The 14,973-nt window shown below is 73.3% G+C and carries 14 protein-coding genes and 1 pseudogene; all 15 read right to left on the bottom strand.

The window, feature by feature from the left end; all coding sequences use genetic code 11:
* Nucleotides 1-30 precede the first annotated feature (30 nt).
* Complete coding sequence (locus AC0VX6_RS02465; protein WP_274976033.1) at nt 31-813, bottom strand: type III pantothenate kinase; 783 nt, start codon at nt 811-813, stop codon at nt 31-33.
* A gap of 64 nt (nt 814-877) precedes the next feature.
* Complete coding sequence (locus AC0VX6_RS02460) at nt 878-3,469, bottom strand: L-aspartate oxidase (RefSeq protein ID WP_475467316.1); 2,592 nt, start codon at nt 3,467-3,469, stop codon at nt 878-880.
* A 107-nt stretch (nt 3,470-3,576) separates the two neighbouring features.
* Nucleotides 3,577-4,446 carry a pantoate--beta-alanine ligase gene (panC, locus tag AC0VX6_RS02455; RefSeq protein ID WP_274976031.1) on the bottom strand — a complete coding sequence of 290 codons (870 nt, stop codon included), beginning with the start codon at nt 4,444-4,446 and terminating at the stop codon, nt 3,577-3,579.
* 65 nt (nt 4,447-4,511) lie between these two features.
* A complete protein-coding gene (locus tag AC0VX6_RS02450; protein ID WP_475467315.1) occupies nt 4,512-5,396 on the bottom strand; it encodes a Rossmann-like and DUF2520 domain-containing protein in 885 nt (294 codons plus the stop codon).
* A gap of 185 nt (nt 5,397-5,581) precedes the next feature.
* Nucleotides 5,582-5,824 (bottom strand): hypothetical protein, encoded by a 243-nt coding sequence (locus tag AC0VX6_RS02445; protein WP_274976029.1) that lies wholly within the window; start codon nt 5,822-5,824, stop codon nt 5,582-5,584.
* Nucleotides 5,825-6,260: 436 nt separating this feature from the next.
* Nucleotides 6,261-6,500 (bottom strand): chaplin family protein, encoded by a 240-nt coding sequence (locus AC0VX6_RS02440; RefSeq protein WP_019610459.1) that lies wholly within the window; start codon nt 6,498-6,500, stop codon nt 6,261-6,263.
* A 245-nt stretch (nt 6,501-6,745) separates the two neighbouring features.
* Nucleotides 6,746-8,356, bottom strand: coding sequence for a PH domain-containing protein (locus AC0VX6_RS02435; protein WP_475467314.1), 1,611 nt, complete (start codon nt 8,354-8,356; stop codon nt 6,746-6,748).
* Nucleotides 8,357-8,509: 153 nt separating this feature from the next.
* Nucleotides 8,510-8,956 (bottom strand): PH domain-containing protein, encoded by a 447-nt coding sequence (locus AC0VX6_RS02430; RefSeq protein ID WP_274978029.1) that lies wholly within the window; start codon nt 8,954-8,956, stop codon nt 8,510-8,512.
* Nucleotides 8,957-9,127: 171 nt separating this feature from the next.
* Nucleotides 9,128-9,610: a DUF3180 domain-containing protein gene (locus tag AC0VX6_RS02425; RefSeq protein WP_274976026.1), complete on the bottom strand. Its 483-nt coding sequence runs from the start codon at nt 9,608-9,610 to the stop codon at nt 9,128-9,130.
* The gene (gene folK / locus AC0VX6_RS02420) at nt 9,610-10,110 is read right to left on the bottom strand and encodes a 2-amino-4-hydroxy-6-hydroxymethyldihydropteridine diphosphokinase (protein WP_274978028.1); all 501 of its coding nucleotides are present in this window, start codon (nt 10,108-10,110) and stop codon (nt 9,610-9,612) included. Before folK ends, AC0VX6_RS02425 begins: the two co-directional genes overlap by 1 nt.
* A gap of 75 nt (nt 10,111-10,185) precedes the next feature.
* Nucleotides 10,186-10,542: pseudogene (gene folB, locus AC0VX6_RS02415) on the bottom strand (dihydroneopterin aldolase); the annotation flags it as partial.
* Entirely contained in the window at nt 10,542-10,991 is a 450-nt protein-coding gene (locus AC0VX6_RS02410) for a nuclear transport factor 2 family protein (RefSeq protein WP_475467313.1), read from the bottom strand. The pseudogene folB and the gene AC0VX6_RS02410, both read right to left, overlap by 1 nt.
* The gene (gene folP / locus AC0VX6_RS02405; protein WP_248773316.1) at nt 10,988-11,890 is read right to left on the bottom strand and encodes a dihydropteroate synthase; all 903 of its coding nucleotides are present in this window, start codon (nt 11,888-11,890) and stop codon (nt 10,988-10,990) included. The genes AC0VX6_RS02410 and folP overlap by 4 nt, the downstream gene beginning before the upstream one ends.
* A gap of 374 nt (nt 11,891-12,264) precedes the next feature.
* Nucleotides 12,265-12,864 carry a GTP cyclohydrolase I FolE gene (gene folE, locus AC0VX6_RS02400; protein ID WP_047870502.1) on the bottom strand — a complete coding sequence of 200 codons (600 nt, stop codon included), beginning with the start codon at nt 12,862-12,864 and terminating at the stop codon, nt 12,265-12,267.
* Nucleotides 12,861-14,918: an ATP-dependent zinc metalloprotease FtsH gene (ftsH, locus tag AC0VX6_RS02395; protein WP_274976025.1), complete on the bottom strand. Its 2,058-nt coding sequence runs from the start codon at nt 14,916-14,918 to the stop codon at nt 12,861-12,863. Before ftsH ends, folE begins: the two co-directional genes overlap by 4 nt.
* Nucleotides 14,919-14,973: the final 55 nt, after the last annotated feature.

Below are 14,973 nucleotides of genomic sequence, written 5' to 3'. Positions count from 1 at the left end.
GCCTCCCGCTCCCCCCACCCCGGACCCGGATCAGCCGACGTTGCGCTCGTAAACCAGGCGCAGGCCGATGAGGGTCAGCCACGGCTCGTGCAGGTCGACCGTCTCGCACTCGGCCACCACGATGGAGGCGAGCCCCCCGGTGGCCACCACGGTCACGTCGTCGGGCGCGTCGGTCAGCTCGGCGACCATGCGGTCCACGATCCCGTCCACCTGGCCCGCGAACCCGAACACGATCCCCGAGCGCAGCGCCTCGGTGGTGTTCTTGGCGATGGCCGCGCGCGGCTTGACGATCTCCACCATGTGCAGCTGGGCGCCGCGCCGGGAGAGGGCGTCCACGGAGATGTCGATGCCCGGGGCGATGGCCCCGCCCACGTACTCCCCGCGGACGCTGACCGCGTCGAAGGTGGTCGCGGTCCCGAAGTCCACCACCACCGCGGGACCGCCGTAGAGGTGGTTGGCGGCCAGCGCGTTGATGATCCGGTCGCTGCCCACCTCCTTGGGGTTGTCCATCCGGATCGGCACCCCGGTCTTGACGCCGGGTTCGACGATCACGGCCGGGACGTCCCCGAAGTGGCGGCGGAACATGTCCCGCATCTCGTGCTGCACCGACGGGACCGAGCAGCACAGGGCGATGCCGTCGATGTCCTCGGGGCGGCCCAGGCTGCTGCCGTCGACGAGCCCGCGCAGGACCACGGCCCACTCGTCGGCCGTGCGCCTGGTGTCGGTTCCCACCCTCCAGTGTTCGAGAAGGTCGTCGGATGCGAAGAGACCGAAGACCGTCTCGGAGTTGCCGACGTCGATCGCGAGCAGCATGCTGGGGGCCTCATCCGTGGTCGAAGTGGTGTGTTCTCAAGGAATCTTCCACCAACCGGGCCGCTCACAACAGGTCAAGCGCGATATCCAGCGCCGGGCTGGAGTGGGTGAGCGCCCCGACCGCCAGGTAGTCCACCCCGGTACGGGCCACGTCACCCGCCACGTCCAGGGTCAGGCCCCCGGAGGACTCCAGCCGCGCACGGCCCGCGACCAGCGCGACCGCCTCGCGGAGCCGCTCGACGGTGAAGTTGTCGAGCAGGATCTCCTCGGCGCCCGCGGCGATGGCGTCCTCGATCTGGTCGGTCCGGTCCACCTCCACCTCCAGGGGGAGGTCGGGGAAGCGCGCGCGGATGGCGCGGACCGCCTCGCCGACGCCGCCCGCGGCGACGACGTGGTTGTCCTTGACCAGTCCGGCGTCGCTGAGGCCGTAGCGGTGGTTGACCCCGCCGCCGCAGCGCACGGCGTACTTCTCCAGCGCGCGCAGCCCCGGCCGGGTCTTGCGGCTGTCCCTGATCCGGGCGCCGGTCCCGGCCACGGCGTCCACCCAGGCGCGGGTGGCGGTGGCGATTCCGGACATGTGGGTGAGGAAGTTGAGCGCGGTCCGCTCCGCGGTGAGCAGGTCGCGGGTGCGCGCGGTGACCGTCATCAGGACGTCGCCGCGCTTGACCGCGTCGCCGTCGGCCACGGTCCGGTGCGCCTCCAGGGCCCCGTCGGCGACCAGCCAGAAGACGAGTTCGGCGAGCGGGAGGCCGCTGACGGTGCCGTCGGCGCGGGCCACCACGTGCGCGGTGCGCACCTGGTCGCCTGGGATGGTCGCGACGGTGGTGACGTCGATGCCCGGTCCCGCGGTGAGGTCCTCGGACAGGGCGCGGCGGACCAGGTCCACGTGGGACTGCGAGGGGGCGGTGTACGGGAGGGCGAACTCGGCGCGCGCGTCCGGGCGGGTGCCCGAACCGGCGAGGGGGAAGGCGATGGAGTCCAGTTCCGCGGTGAGCGCGGGCGGCAGGGAGGGCGTCCAGTCCTCATCCGTGGTCACGATGGTGTTCCCTTCCAGTCGGACGACGACGGGGCGGATCCGGAGCCCGGGTACGGGCTCGGGGTGGTCGGCGCGCTGGTGCGCGCCCCTGCTCTCGGTCCTGTGCAGCGCGGCGGCGGCCACGAGCCGGGCCGCGGTGAGCAGGTTGGCGGTCTCCCAGGCGGCCACGTCGGGGGTGACCGGGGAACCGGGGCGGGCGAGGGCGTCGAGTTCTGCGGTCAGCTCGGCGAGCCCCTCGCCGGTGCGCAGCACCCCGGCGTGGCGTGACATCAGGGTGCGCACGCGGGCCGCGGCGGCGGGGTCGGGGAGCGCGGTGACGGTGCCGACGGCCCCGGCCCGCGCGGGCCGGGGGGCGGGGTCGCCCGCCAGGCGGGCGGCGATCCGGTCGGCGTAGACCAGGCCCTCCAGCAGGGAGTTGGAGGCGAGCCGGTTCGCGCCGTGCACCCCCGTGCGGGCGACCTCTCCCACGGCCCACAGGCCGGGGACCGAGGTGCGGCCGTCGATGTCGACCTCGGCGCCGCCGGAGGCGTAGTGGGCGGCGGGGGCGACGGGGACCGGCTGGGTGAGCGGGTCGATGCCGTGTTCGCGGCAGGAGGCGAGGATGGTCGGGAAGCGCCGCTCCCAGGTGGCCGGGCCGAAGTGGCGGGTCTCCAGGTAGACGTGGTCGACGCCCTGCTCGGCCATCGTGCGGGCGATGGTGCGCGCCACCACGTCGCGGGGGGCGAGGTCGGCCAGCTCGTGGACGCCCTCCATGATGCGCCGGCCCTGCGCGTCCACCAGGTAGGCGCCCTCCCCGCGCAGGGCCTCGGAGACCAGGGGCTGGCGCCCGCGCGCCTCGGGGCCCAGCCAGAGCACCGTGGGGTGGAACTGGATGAACTCCAGGTCGCGCAGGCGCGCCCCGGCGCGGGCGGCCAGGGCGAGGCCGTCCCCGGTGGACACGGGCGGGTTGGTGGTGGCGGCGAAGACCTGTCCCATGCCGCCGGTGGCCAGCACCACGGCGGGGGCCAGGACCGCGCCGACGCCGTCGCGGGCGCCCTCGCCCATGACGTGCAGGGTGGCGCCGCACACCGCTCCCGTGTCGGGGTCGCGCAGGGCGTCCAGGGCCACGGCGTGCTCGACGGCCTCGATGCGCTCCTCGGCCAGGACGGCGGCCACGAGGGCGCGCTGGATCTCGGCGCCGGTGGCGTCGCCGCCCGCGTGCGCGACGCGGTCGGCGCGGTGGCCGCCCTCGCGGGTGAGGGCCAGGGCGCCGTCCTCGGCGAGGTCGAACTCGGCGCCCAGCCCGATGAGCCAGCGCAGGGCGTCGGGGCCCTCGGCGGCCAGGACGTTGACGGCGTGGGGGTCGGACAGGCCCGCCCCCGCCAGGTGGGTGTCGACCATGTGGGCGACGGGCCCGTCCTCGGGCGCCATGGCGGCGGCGATCCCGCCCTGGGCGTAGGCGGTGGAGCCGGTGGACAGGCGGTCCTTGGTGACGAGCACGACCCGGCCGCGTTCGGTGCGCTGGACGTAGCGCAGCGCGGTGCTCAGACCGGCGATGCCCGAGCCGACGACCGCGACGTCGGCCTCGATCGTCCACCCCGGCCCGGGGGCGTCGAGCCGTGTCTGGAGGGGTGTGCTCATCCGTGTTCTCTCTTCCGGGGTGTCGCCGGTACGCGGCGCTGGTGTGCGGGGGGTTCGGACGCCCGGACACGGGGCGGCGCGGAGCGGAGGTCCAAGGAAGACACCGCCTAGAGGGTCAGGGACACGTTGTCGATGAGCCGGGTCGCGCCCACGCGGGCGGCGACGGCCAGGACGGCCCCGCCCGCGTGGTCGGCGGGGACGTCGGCGAAGGTGGCCGGATCGACCAACGCGAGGTAGTCGAGTTCGACGGGCGGCTCGGCCCCGGCCGCGTCGTCCAGGACGGCCCGGGCCGCGGCGCGGACGGCGTCGGGGCCCCCGGAGGCGGCGGCGCGGCCCGCCTCCAGGGCGCGGGACAGCGACAGGGCGCTGGCGCGCTCGGCCGCGGACAGGTAGACGTTGCGGCTGGAGGTGGCCAGGCCGTCGGGGTCGCGCAGGGTGGGCGCGCCGACGATCTCAACGGGCATGTTGAGGTCGGCGGCCATGCGGCGGACCACGGCGAGCTGCTGGGCGTCCTTGCTGCCGAAGACCGCGAGGTCCGGGCCGACCAGGTGGAGGAGCTTGCTGACCACGGTGAGCACGCCGGTGAAGAACCCGGGGCGGGAGGCGCCCTCCAGCCGGTCGCCCATCGCGCCCGCGTGGACGGTGACCGTCTGCTCGGCGGGGTACATGGTGTCGACGCCGGGGGCGAAGACCACGTCGACGCCCTCCTCCGCGCACACGGCGGTGTCGGTGTCCAGGGTGCGCGGGTAGCGGTCGAAGTCCTCGTCGGGCCCGAACTGGAGCGGGTTGACGAAGACGCTGACGACCACGGTGTCGGCGCGTTCGCGGGCCAGGCGCATGAGGCTGCGGTGGCCCTCGTGCAGGGCGCCCATGGTGGGGACGAGGGCGACGCGTCCGGCGCCCGTGAGGGCGCGGCACAGCTCCTCGGACGTGTGCGCGACGAGGGGGGCGGGGGCGGCGGAGTGCGGTGCGGTCATCGGTGGTTTCCCGTGGTGGTGTTCTGCGTCGCGGCGGCCGTACGCGCGCCGGACCCGGCGGCGTCTCAGCGGCGGAGGACGTCGAGCAGGCGCGCGGCGTCCTCGGGCTTGAGCATCCCGGCGTTGATGGCGCGGTCGGCGGTGAGCCGGGCGAGTTCGACGTAGCTGGCCACGCTCTCGGGCGCGTTCTCCCGCAGCTGCTCGATGTGCCCGGCGACGGTTCCCGCGTCGCCGCGCAGGACGGGGCCGCTCAGACCGTGGATGCCCAGGCGCAGGGCGTTGTCCAGGGCCGCGCTGAGCATGGGGGCGAGCATGCGGCCGGGTTCGGGGACCCCGGCGGAGGCGAGCAGGGCGGCGCTGTCGGAGACCAGGGTGACCAGGTGGTTGGCGCCTCCGGCGAGGGCCGCGTGGTAGAGGGTGCGCTTGTCCTCAGTGATCCACACGGGTTCGGCGCCCATCTCGACGACGAGGGCCTCGGCGATGGGGCGCAGCTGCTCGGGCGCGGTGACGCCGAACGCGCAGTTGGCGAGGCGGTCGATGTCCTCGTCGCGCCCGGTGAAGGTCATGGCGGGGTGGAGCGCGAGGGGCAGGGCGCCGACGAGGGTGGCGGGGGCCAGGACGCCGTAGCCGTGGGCTCCGCTGGCGTGGACGAGGATCTTGCCGCGCAGGTCGGTGCCGGTGGAGGCGAGCCCTTCGACGAGTTCGGGGAGGGCGTCGTCGGGGACGGTGAGCAGGACGAGGTCGCTGGCCTCGGCGACCCGGGCCGGTTCGAGCACGCGCGCGGTGGGCAGGCGCTCGGCGGCGCGGGCCCGGGAGGCGTCGGAGACCGCGGAGGCGGCGACGACCTTGTGCCCGGCCCGGCCCAGGGCCTGGCCGAGGACGGAGCCGACCCGCCCGGATCCGATGACGCCGATCCGCAGGCGGGCGGGGCGTCCCTGCGTCGTCTCCATGTGTGCCCCCTCGTGGTCCGAACGCGTGGGGCGCGTCCGGTTCCTGTCGTTCCGGGGCGCCTGAGCACACGATAGTCCTCCCCGGCCGGTGACCTGCCGACCCGCCCCCGGGCACGCGTGTGGGGGCGGACACCGCGTCCGCCCCCACCACCCGGCGCGTGGCCCCCTCCGCGGGACCGGCCGGATCAGTCCTGGATGATCACCCCGGTGTTGAAGCACGAGCCCAGGGACTGGCCGAAGGCGGCGTTGGAGTTGCCGCAGCCCACGTTGCCGTTGGTCAGGCCGTTGATGTAGGAGAGGTTGCCGCTGAAGTCGGAACCGTGGTTGGAGGTCCAGGTGCCGATGTTCGCGGCCGCCGGTGCCGCGGTGAGGAGGACCCCGGCGGAGGCGAGGATCACGGCACTGGTGGCGAGCGTCTTCTTGAGCACTACGCGTCTCCTTCTGTGTCCGGTCGGGGGGACCGCCGGACGGCTGGTTGTGTGGCGGCTCCCTGGGGAACCGCTCAAGAAATTACCCCCGGGAAGCCCTCGTTTCCCTGCTTTGAGCTGGCCTTATAACGAGAAAAGTCCTTATGTTCACACTGGGTGCGCGCGCCTCTCGGGTGTGTTCGGGACAAAGGCCCAGACATCGGCGGGAGGCGTGTGCGCGCAGCGTCACCGGTCGGGCGGTTTCCAGTCGGACGACAATTGCGGTTGCGGCCGAGCGAAAGGGGGGCGGGTCGCGGGCGGGGTTCGCGGGGCGGATCCGGGAGGACCGGGTGCGGGTCCCGGACACGGCGAAGGCGCCACCCCGTCGTCACGGGATGGCGCCTCGTCCGGGAGCCCGTCGCCCGGCGGGGCCGGAGCAGGCCGCCCGGAGCTGCTACTAGTTCTTCACCGTGGCGCCGGAGTCGACGCAGTTGGCGCCGGCCACACCGAGGACCGCGATGGCGTTGCCGCAGACGTTGATCGGCACGTCCAGGTCGGCCACGAGCTGGTTGCCCCCCAGGATGCTTCCGTTGCCGGAGGTCGAGACGTCGTCGACGGCCATGGCCGGAGCGCCGGTGAACAGGACGCCCGCGGCGGCGGCGGCGATGGCACTGGCGGCGAAAGCCTTCTTCAGCATGTGGTTTCTCCCGTCGGACCGGTTGGCGGGGGGCGCCAACCGGTCAATACCATTGACTATGTGTATGACACTGAACACTCCCCGTGTTCGGTCACCATTTAGCCATACTCCCTCGCCCCACGTGGTCATAACGCGAAAGCATTTCGCGGCCGCGAGCTGGAATTATCACCATCCGTGCGCATCCATGTCCGACATGTGAACCACAAAAGGGAGCCCGGGAGCCCCTTAATGTGACGCACGACACATCAGAGTCCGGGGGTGTCCCGGGTCCCCTCCGTACCGCCCTCGGCGGAGGTGTCGGCGGTGCCGTCTTTCCCGGTTTCCGCGGCCCCTGACCCCGGATCCCCGGATTCGGGACCTTCGGCCCCCGGAGCCAGGAAGCGCGGACGGCCGTCCTGCGACGGCGCGGCCGGGGCCTCGTCGCGCGTCGGTCCCTCCGAGTCCCCGGCGTGCTCCGGGTCCCCGGCGGGCGCGGGCTCCCCGGGTCCGGCCTCCTCGAAGGAGGGCCGCCCGGCGGCCCCGGTCCGGCGGGTGAGGGTGGCGCGGGTCGCCCAGCGCTCCGTGCCCGCCGCGGGCACCCGGGCCCGGCGCCCGTGCTCGGCCAGCGCGTCCAGGAAGCGGCGCGCCTCCCGGGCCCCGCGCCCGTGGGCCCTGGCGCGGACCGGCCCGGGGGGCGTGTCCACGTCCACCGCGACACGCCCCGTCAGGCGGGACAGCGGCCCGGCCACCAGGCGCGCCGTCTGGACTCGCTCCACCGGGACGATCTCCGTCACCAGGCAGAACAGGCCGCGCGTGCTGACGAAGAGGTGCTCGTCCACGCCCATCAGGTTCGGCACCGGCCTGTCGTTGGGCACGAGCGGCACGTGGGCCGCCTCGCTCTCCGGGAACAGCTCGTTGACCAGGGCGAAGGCCGTGCGGCGCGGCGCCACGGGCAGCAGGGTGGACGAGTCGGCCTGGCGCGCGCCCGCGTAACCGGCGACGTTGGCCTCGACCCGGGCCACGCCCAGGGCCCGCCAGAGCAGGGGCTCGACCACGCGCACGGCCTGCACGCGCCCCGGCGGGACGGTCTGCATGCGCCGCTGGAACATGCCGTAGCGCAGGCGCAGGCCGTCGGAGGACAGGGAGGCGTAGTAGTCGGTGTAGCGGGCCAGGGGCCCCCAGAAGTAGCGCAGCAGCCCCAGGGTGAGCGGGAGGAGCGCGCCCACCACGCCCGGTTCCGCGAAGACCGCGCCCGCGGTGGCGAGCATGAGCAGCGCGATGAAGGACAGCAGGACCGGCACGCGGAAGGTCAGCGCGCCGAGCAGCAGCAGGAAGGGCAGCCGGTAGAACGGCCACTCCGGCGCCTCGGGCGAGCGCCCGGGGAGTCCGGCGGCGTGCGCGAGGACGGCCACGCGCAGGCGCTCGGCCAGGACGCGGGGCAGGCAGCGCAGCCGGATGTCGCTCCCGTCGCCGCCCGCCAGCTCGACGCGCAGTTCGGCCATGCCGAACACCTGGAGGAACAGGGGCCGGACCACGTCCACCGCTTGGAGGCGGCTGAGCGGCACCTCGCGCGAGCTGCGCCTGACCAGGCCGCTGTGGACGACCAGGTGGTCCTCGCGCAGCCCGAAGGTGGCGTACCACCACGCGGGCAGGGCGTAGGCGAGCGTGCCGAAGACGACGGCCACCGCCATCATCACGACCCAGGCGAAGCCGAAGGTGTTGAGGATGGGGCCGACCAGCGCCACGAACACCAGGGTCACCGCGACGACCTGGAGCGGGACGCTCATCCAGTGCGCGCGGAACACGCCCGTGGTGACGTCGTCCTCCGGCCGCGGGGGCCGGACCGGCTGGGGCAGCCACCCGGTCGGGGGCGGCATGGCGGGCGGCTGCGGCGGACCGGACGACGGCCCGGGCGGACCGAACGGCGGCCCCGGGCGGCCCGGAGGGCCCTGGTACCACTGCGGACCGGCGGGCCCCGGTCGGACGTGCGGACCCGGGGGCCCCTGCGGCGGCTGAGCTGGTCCGTGCACTTACAACCCCGTCGAGAAGCTCTCACTGCGCGCCGCGAGCCGGTCGCGCATCCGGACGGCCTCGGCCAGCGGCAGCCCGACCACCCGGGTGTCCGCGGTGCTGGCGGCGGTGCGCACCTGCACGGTGGCGATGCCCAGGGCCTGTTCGAGGAGGTCGGCGGTGACGTCCACGACCTGCATCCGGCCGTAGGGGATGACCACCAGCTGCCTCACGAACACCCCGTAGGTGAGGTAGAGCTCCTCGTCGGCCTCCGCGTAGCCCCACGACCGGCGGAAGAGCCCGGCCAGGACCCAGCCCGCGGCCAGGACCACCGCGGCCAGCACCGCCCAGGCGGCGGCCCAGGGCCAGGAGGCCCGCGCGAACAGCAGCACGGCGCCCCCGCCTCCGGCGATCAGGCACAGCGCGCCCACCACGATCCGGCGGTACCAGGCCAGGGCGGGCGACACACGGCTCCAGGAGGCGTCCCCGGGCGGTGCGAACGCCGCGTCGAGCGGCCTGGAGGGCCCGGGCGGCGGTGTCGTGTCACTGGTCTCCACGGAGCCAGTCAACCATCCGGGGGCAAGCACCGGCAGACCGACGCGGCGCGCAGGCGAATTCGGACGAAAGACCCCGAGGAGTCAGAACCGGGCGCCGTCCTGCGGATCGTCGTCCTCGGGGACCCGGCAGGCGTGCTCCAGGTACAGGGCGGCGGCCAGCAGCAGCCCCGACGACAGGGCCGTGCCCAGCGCGGTGAGGAACACCTCGCGGTGCACGGGCAGCACCAGCGTGTCCGACACCGACAGCGCCATCCCGGCGAAGAAGCCCAGCGCCAGGGACGCGAACAGCGCGCTGGCCTTGGCCAGGGCGACCAGGCGGGCCGCGCTGAGCGGCTGCATCGGCTCGGTCCCCGGCTCCCGGCGGATGCGCCTGCGGGTCCGCCCCGCCGTGTAGCCCTCGGCGACCGCGAGCAGCAGCAGGGTCGGGATCGCCGACCACGGCAGCAGCGGCAGCCCCGGCAGGGAGTTGGTGACCAGCACCCCCGCGAGGGCGCCGACCACCGCCAGCAGGGACGGCACCCGCCACCCGGTGGGGCGCATCCGCCCCTCCTCGTCCCCGGACATCAGGCCCGCCCCGGCAGGCGCAGCCGCAGGTCGTCGCGCCGGCGCAGCCCCTGCTCACCGCAGGCCCCCAGCAGATCGGCGACCGGTCCCCTGCCGGGCAGGCGCGCCCCGGGGTCGGCGTCCAGCCAGGGCCGGAGCACGAACCCCCGTTCGTGGGCGCGCGGGTGCGGCAGGGTCAACTCCGGGTCGTCGTCGCGCACGTCCCCGAACGCGATCACGTCCACGTCCAGCGTGCGCGGCCCCCACCGGACCTCGCGGACGCGGTCGAAGGCCCGCTCGGCCGCGCGGGCGCGCTCCAGCAGGGCGCGGGGCGGGCCGTCGGTGTCCACGACCAGGACCGCGTTGAGGAAGGCGCCCTGTTCGGGTCCGCCCACCGGCTCGGTCTCGTAGACGGGGGACACCGCCACCGGGACGGGCGCGTCCGCGCCGCCCAGCAGCGTGTCCACGGCCCCCTGGAGGGCCGCCATCCGGTCCCCGAGGTTGGAGCCCAGGGAGAGCACGGCGCGCCGCCTGGCGGGGTCCTGCGCGCCTCCCGGGTCCCGGGCGTCCCCGAGGTCGCCGGGCTCGCGCCGCGTCCGCTCCCGGACCACGGTGACGGCCACGTCGGCGAACTCGTGCTCGATGGGCGCGGACGGCTTGTGCACCGTCACCTCCGCCCGCTCGACCAGCGGTTCGGCCAGGCACTCCCGGGCCAGCCGCTCGGCGAGCGTCTCGATCAGGTTGACCGGTTCCCCGGTCACGATCGCGACCAGCCGGTCGGCGAGCAGGCCGTAGTGGACGGTGTCGCCCACGTCGTCGGAGGCCGCCGCCGGGGCGGTGTCCAGGTACAGCACCGCGTCGACCACGAAGTCCTGGCCCTCCCGGCGCTCGAAGTCGAACACGCCGTGGTGGCCGCGGGCCCGCAGTCCGCGGAGCGCGACGCGATCGGGCATCAGGCCTCGACCTCTCCCTCGTCCTCGTCCTCCTCCATGAGCACGGGCGAGGCGTGGTGCGACCACAGCCGCCACCCCTGGTCGGTGTCCACGAACAGGTTGGTGGTCACCACCTGGCCGCCCGCGACGAAACCGGGGCTGTCCTCCTCGGCGGTCAGCACGTTCTCCTCGCACGTGACCATGGCGATGTCGCCGCCGACCCCGATGTGGGTCTCGGTGAGCACGTACTGGATGTAGGTGACGTTGGCCATGATCAGCGACCAGGCGCGCATGATCTCGGTGCGCCCGCGCAGCAGCGGCCAACCGGGGTTCACGCACACCAGGTCGGGCGCCTGGTGCTCCTCCGCCCAGACACTGCGCATCAGGTCGATGTCGCCGTTCTCGATGGCGCTGTAGAACTGCGCGTTGGCCTCGGCCACGCGCTCCATGACCTCCTGGCGGGACTTCACAGGCTGCCCTCCACCGGCTCGGCGCGTCCCTCGTCCAGACGGGCGCCGCCGTCGGACCAGGCGGCCGCCACGCGGACGGCGTCGGCGCTGGGACGGACGTCGTGCACCCGCACGGCCCACGCCCCCCGGTCCGCGGACAGGGTGGTGACGGCCGCGGTGGCGGCGTCGCACTCGGTGAAGGGGCGGTCCTCGCCCTTGGCGTCGCCGAGCAGGCGGCTCAGGAAGCGCTTGCGCGATCCGGCCACCAGCACGGGGCGCCCCAGCTCGTGGAAGCGCTCCAGCTCGTGCAGCAGCGCCCAGTTGTGCGCCTGCTCGGGGCGCTTGGAGAATCCCAACCCGGGGTCCAGGACGATCTGGCCGGGGTCGACACCTGCACTGATCATGGCCTCCATACGGTCGCGGAGCTCATCGAGGACCTCCTGGACGACATCCGTGTACACGGCACGGCTCTGCATGTCATGACTATGCCCACGCCAGTGCATCAACACGTAGGCAACGCCGGAAGACGCCACGAGGCGGGCCATGGCCGGGTCGGCGAGCCCGCCGCTGACGTCGTTGACCAGGACGGCTCCGGCCTCCACGGCCTTCTCGGCGATCTCGGCGCGCATGGTGTCGACGCTGACGGCGACGCCCCGCGCGGAGAGCTCCCGCACGACCGGTTCGACCCTGCGCAGCTCCTCGGCGGCGGAGACGCGCTGCGCGCCGGGACGGGTGGACTCACCGCCCACGTCGACCAGGTCCGCGCCCTCCTCGACCAGGCGCAACCCGTGTTCGATCGCCCTGTCGGGATCGAACCACGCGCCGCCGTCGGAGAAGGAGTCGGGGGTGACGTTCACGACCCCCATGACCAGGCACCGCCCGCGGTCGGGCAGGCCCGGAAGTGTGTGTTTCGGCCCCATAAGGATCACCCTACGCGTACGCCGGAAAACCGGAGGCGCGCGCCCGGGGCTTGTGCCCGCCCTCGAAGGCGCGAAACCCTCCCCGGCGAGCGAGGCCGCCGGGGAGGGTTCACGGTAAGGCCCCCAGGGTCTGTTTTTTGAAACGGTCTCAGCTTGTGGGGGGTTGGTTCGGGCGCCCACGGGGTTCTGGAGGGGCCGGAGACGGGTTCCCGTGGGGGAACTGCGCCGTAGGCGTCGGTTGAGGGTGGTGGCGGGCGACGGGTGGGCACGAGCGGACCCGTCGTAGGCGCCGCTGTGCCTGCTTCAACCCGATTCCCGTTCTCCGGGCGCCCGAACACGGACCGAAGCGGAGCGGAGGTCCAAAAGAACGCTGCCTAGCGCTGGCTCAGGATCAGGCTCATCGCCTCGGAGCGGGTCCGGTCGCTGCTGCGGAAGATCCCCCGCACCGCAGAGGTGACGGTCTTGGCCCCGGGCTTGCGCACCCCGCGCATGGTCATGCACAGGTGCTCGGCCTCGACCACGACGATCACCCCGCGCGGCTGGAGGAACTCCATGATCGCGTCCGACACCTGGCCGGTGAGCCGCTCCTGCACCTGCGGGCGGCGCGCGTACACGTCCACCAGGCGGGCGAGCTTGCTCAGGCCGGTGATGCGGCCGTCCGCGCCGGGGATGTAGCCCACGTGCGCCACCCCGTAGAACGGCACCAGGTGGTGCTCGCAGGTGGAGTAGAGCTCGATGTCCTTGACCAGGACCATCTCCTCGTGGTCGGCCTCGAACACGGTGGTGAGCACGTCCCCGGGCTTCTGCCCCAACCCGGCGAACTGCTCCTCGTAGGCCCTGGCCACCCGTTCGGGCGTCTTGACCAGGCCGTCGCGGTCGGGGTCCTCGCCGATGGCGAGCAGGATCTCGCGGACGGCGCGCTCGATGCGCAGACGGTCCACGGACCTGGGCGGCAGTTCCTCGGACGCGCTCACGACTCGTCCCCCTCATCGGCGGCGGACGGCCCCGGGTGCTGTCCGTTGGCCGAGGAGCCCCGGACCGCCTGGGGGTCCTGGACGTCCGTGGAGCCCCGCACCGCGTCGGCGCCCGGGACCTCGGCGCCGTTGAGCACGGCCAGTTCCTTCTTGGAGCGCACCGGGGGCCGCTCCGAGGGCTGGCGCTTGCCGTAACCCGTGTAGGAGCCGCGGGAGGGGCGCTTGACCACCGGCGCGAAGATCTCCAGCACCTGGGCCTTGGACAGGGTCTCCTTCTCCAGCAGCGCCACGACCAGGTCGTCCAGGACGTCCCGGTACTCGACGAGGACCTCGTAGGCCTCGTCGTGCGCGGACTCGATGAGGCGGCGCACCTCCTCGTCGATGATGGAGGCGATCTCCTCGGAGTACTCGCGGGCGTGCGACATCTCCCGGCCCAGGAAGGGCTCGGTGTTGCCGGAGCCGAACTTGCGGGCGCCCAGGCGCTCGCTCATGCCGTACTCGGTGACCATGTTGCGGGCCAGGTTGGTGGCCTTGTCGATGTCGTTGCCCGCACCGGTGGTGGGCTCGTGGAAGACGAGCTCCTCCGCGGCGCGGCCGCCGAGCATCATCGCGAGCTGGTCCATCATCTGCGAGCGCGAGGTGAGGAACTTGTCCTCCGTGGGCACCGACATCGTGTAGCCCAGGGCCCGGCCGCGCGGCAGGATGGTGATCTTGTGCACCGGGTCGGAGTTGGGCAGCGCGTGGCCCACCAGGGCGTGGCCGCCCTCGTGGTAGGCGATGACCTTCTTCTCCCGGTCGGACATCACCCGGGTCTTGCGCTCGGGACCGGCCATGACCCGCTCGATCGCCTCCTCCAGGACGGCGTGGGTGATGACCTTCCGGTCGGCGCGCGCGGACAGCAGGGCGCCCTCGTTGATGACGTTGGCCAGGTCCGCGCCGGTCATCCCGGCGGTCTGGCGGGCGATGACGTTGAAGTCGACGTCGTCCGCCATGGGCTTGCCCTTGGCGTGGACCTTGAGGATGTCGCGGCGGCCGTCCATGTCCGGGCGGTCCACGACGACCTGCCGGTCGAAGCGGCCGGGGCGCAGCAGCGCCGGGTCGAGGATGTCGGGCCGGTTGGTGGCGGCGATGAGGATGACGCCGCCCTTGACGTCGAAGCCGTCCATCTCGACCAGCATCTGGTTGAGGGTCTGCTCGCGCTCGTCGTGCCCGCCGCCCATGCCGGCGCCGCGGTGGCGGCCGACGGCGTCGATCTCGTCGATGAAGATGATCGCGGGGGCGTTGGCCTTGGCCTGCTCGAACAGGTCGCGCACGCGGGAGGCGCCCACACCGACGAACATCTCGACGAAGTCCGAGCCGGAGATGGAGTAGAACGGGACCCCGGCCTCGCCGGCGACGGCGCGGGCCAGCAGGGTCTTACCGGTTCCGGGCGGGCCCATCAGGAGCACGCCCTTGGGGATCTTGGCGCCCATCGCCTGGAACTTGGCCGGGTTCTGGAGGAACTCCTTGATCTCGTGGAGCTCCTCGATGGCCTCGTCGGCCCCGGCGACGTCGGCGAAGGTGTTCTTGGGCGTGTCCTTGGTGATGAGCTTGGCCTTGGACTTGCCGAAGTTCATCACGCGCGAGCCGCCGCCCTGCATCTGGCTGAAGATGAACCAGAAGATGACGATGATGATGACCAGCGGCAGCAGGCTGAACAGCGCGGTGGTCCACACCGGCGTGGTGGCGACCGAGACCTCGTAGGACTCCAGCTCGGAGCCCTCGCTGTCCAGGGAGGTCTGGAGCATCTCCGCGAGCTGCAGGCCCTGTCCCTCGACCCAGTACGCCTCGTAGATCTCGTCGTCCACGGTGGTCAGCACGATGCGCTGGTCGCGGTCGACGATCTCGGCGTTGTCCACCTCGTCCCGCTCGATGAGCTGGTGGACGGTCGAGATGTCGGTCTCGGTGGGCTGGGGGCCGCCGCCGACGTCGAACACGCGGAAGCCGATGATGAGCATGAGGCCGACGGCCAGGATCCAGATCCACGGACCGCGGAAAAAACGCTTCAGATTCATGTGAGCGGAACCCTGTCGGGTCCGTCCCTCCTGACCAGGCCGCCCCACCCCAGAG

The organism is Nocardiopsis sp. iso_25, assembly GCF_056173305.1.
Note: the sequence above shows the minus strand (reverse complement) of the source record. Positions and strands in the feature narration are given on the sequence as shown.